This window comes from Bacillus sp. T33-2, from assembly GCF_002860205.1.
Taxonomy (GTDB): Bacteria; Bacillota; Bacilli; order Bacillales; family Cytobacillaceae; genus T33-2.
Genome location: NZ_PGVB01000001.1, coordinates 1 through 2,722 on the forward strand (window position 1 = coordinate 1; position 2,722 = coordinate 2,722).

Annotated in this window: 1 rRNA gene; it reads right to left on the reverse strand. The window is 54.0% G+C overall.

Going from position 1 to position 2,722, the window contains the following annotated elements:
• Positions 1-2,722 (reverse strand): 23S ribosomal RNA (locus tag CVD19_RS00005); the annotation flags it as partial.

Consider the following 2,722-nt stretch of genomic DNA (forward strand, 5'->3'; position numbering starts at 1 on the left):
TGTCGCCACGCTTCCACCTCTGACCTATCAACCTGATCATCTTTCAGGGATCTTACCAGCTTGCGCTGTGGGAAATCTCATCTTGAGGGGGGCTTCATGCTTAGATGCTTTCAGCACTTATCCCGTCCGCACATAGCTACCCAGCGATGCCTTTGGCAAGACAACTGGTACACCAGCGGTGCGTCCATCCCGGTCCTCTCGTACTAAGGACAGCTCCTCTCAAATTTCCTGCGCCCACGACGGATAGGGACCGAACTGTCTCACGACGTTCTGAACCCAGCTCGCGTACCGCTTTAATGGGCGAACAGCCCAACCCTTGGGACCGACTACAGCCCCAGGATGCGATGAGCCGACATCGAGGTGCCAAACCTCCCCGTCGATGTGGACTCTTGGGGGAGATAAGCCTGTTATCCCCGGGGTAGCTTTTATCCGTTGAGCGATGGCCCTTCCATGCGGAACCACCGGATCACTAAGCCCGACTTTCGTCCCTGCTCGACTTGTAGGTCTCGCAGTCAAGCTCCCTTGTGCCTTTACACTCTGCGAATGATTTCCAACCATTCTGAGGGAACCTTTGGGCGCCTCCGTTACATTTTGGGAGGCGACCGCCCCAGTCAAACTGCCCACCTGACACTGTCTCCCGCCCCGATGAGGGGCGCGGGTTAGAATTTCAATACAGCCAGGGTAGTATCCCACCGACGCCTCCACCGAAGCTGGCGCTCCGGCTTCCAAGGCTCCTACCTATCCTGTACAAGCTGTACCAAAATTCAATATCAGGCTACAGTAAAGCTCCACGGGGTCTTTCCGTCCTGTCGCGGGTAACCTGCATCTTCACAGGTACTATAATTTCACCGAGTCTCTCGTTGAGACAGTGCCCAGATCGTTACGCCTTTCGTGCGGGTCGGAACTTACCCGACAAGGAATTTCGCTACCTTAGGACCGTTATAGTTACGGCCGCCGTTTACTGGGGCTTCGATTCAGAGCTTCGCGTGAGCTAACCCCTCCTCTTAACCTTCCAGCACCGGGCAGGCGTCAGCCCCTATACTTCGCCTTGCGGCTTCGCAGAGACCTGTGTTTTTGCTAAACAGTCGCCTGGGCCTATTCACTGCGGCTCATCCGGGCTATTCACCCAAATGAGCACCCCTTCTCCCGAAGTTACGGGGTCATTTTGCCGAGTTCCTTAACGAGAGTTCTCTCGCTCACCTTAGGATTCTCTCCTCGCCTACCTGTGTCGGTTTGCGGTACGGGCACCTTTTTCCTCGCTAGAGGCTTTTCTTGGCAGTGTGGAATCAGGAACTTCGGTACTATATTTCCCTCGCCATCACAGCTCCGCCTTGATGCAAACGGGATTTGCCTCGTTTGCGGCCTAACTGCTTGGACGCGCTAATCCAACAGCGCGCTTACCCTATCCTCCTGCGTCCCCCCATCGCTCAAACGGAAAAGAGGTGGTACAGGAATATCAACCTGTTGTCCATCGCCTACGCCTTTCGGCCTCGGCTTAGGTCCCGACTAACCCTGAGAGGACGAGCCTTCCTCAGGAAACCTTAGGCATTCGGTGGATGGGATTCTCACCCATCTTTCGCTACTCATACCGGCATTCTCACTTCTAAGCGCTCCACAGGTCCTTCCGGTCCTGCTTCAACGCCCTTAGAACGCTCTCCTACCGCGGACACCAGATGGTGTCCACCCACAGCTTCGGTGATACGTTTAGCCCCGGTACATTTTCGGCGCAGAGTCACTCGACCAGTGAGCTATTACGCACTCTTTGAATGGTGGCTGCTTCTAAGCCAACATCCTGGTTGTCTAAGCAACTCCACATCCTTTTCCACTTAACGTATACTTTGGGACCTTAGCTGGTGGTCTGGGCTGTTTCCCTTTCGACTACGGATCTTATCACTCGCAGTCTGACTCCCATGGATAAGTCTTTGGCATTCGGAGTTTGTCTGAATTCGGTAACCCGTTGGGGGCCCCTAGTCCAAACAGTGCTCTACCTCCAAGACTCTAAACTCATGAGGCTAGCCCTAAAGCTATTTCGGAGAGAACCAGCTATCTCCAGGTTCGATTGGAATTTCTCCGCTACCCACACCTCATCCCCGCACTTTTCAACGTGCGTGGGTTCGGGCCTCCAGTAGGTGTTACCCTACCTTCACCCTGGACATGGGTAGATCACCTGGTTTCGGGTCTACAACCACATACTAATTCGCCCTGTTCAGACTCGCTTTCGCTGCGGCTCCGTCTTCTCGACTTAACCTTGCATGTAATCGTAACTCGCCGGTTCATTCTACAAAAGGCACGCCATCACCCATGAACGGGCTCTGACTACTTGTAGGCACACGGTTTCAGGATCTATTTCACTCCCCTTCCGGGGTGCTTTTCACCTTTCCCTCACGGTACTGGTTCACTATCGGTCACTAGGGAGTATTTAGCCTTGGGAGATGGTCCTCCCTGCTTCCGACGGGATTTCTCGTGTCCCGCCGTACTCAGGATCCACTCAGGAGGGAACGAAGTTTCAACTACAGGGTTTTTACCTTCTTTGACGGGCCTTTCCAGACCTCTTCATTTACCCCGTTCCTTTGTAACTCCATATAGAGTGTCCTACAACCCCAGAAGGCAAGCCTTCTGGTTTGGGCTGATCCCGTTTCGCTCGCCGCTACTCAGGGAATCGCGTTTGCTTTCTCTTCCTCCGGGTACTTAGATGTTTCAGTTCCCCGGGTCTGCCTTCATT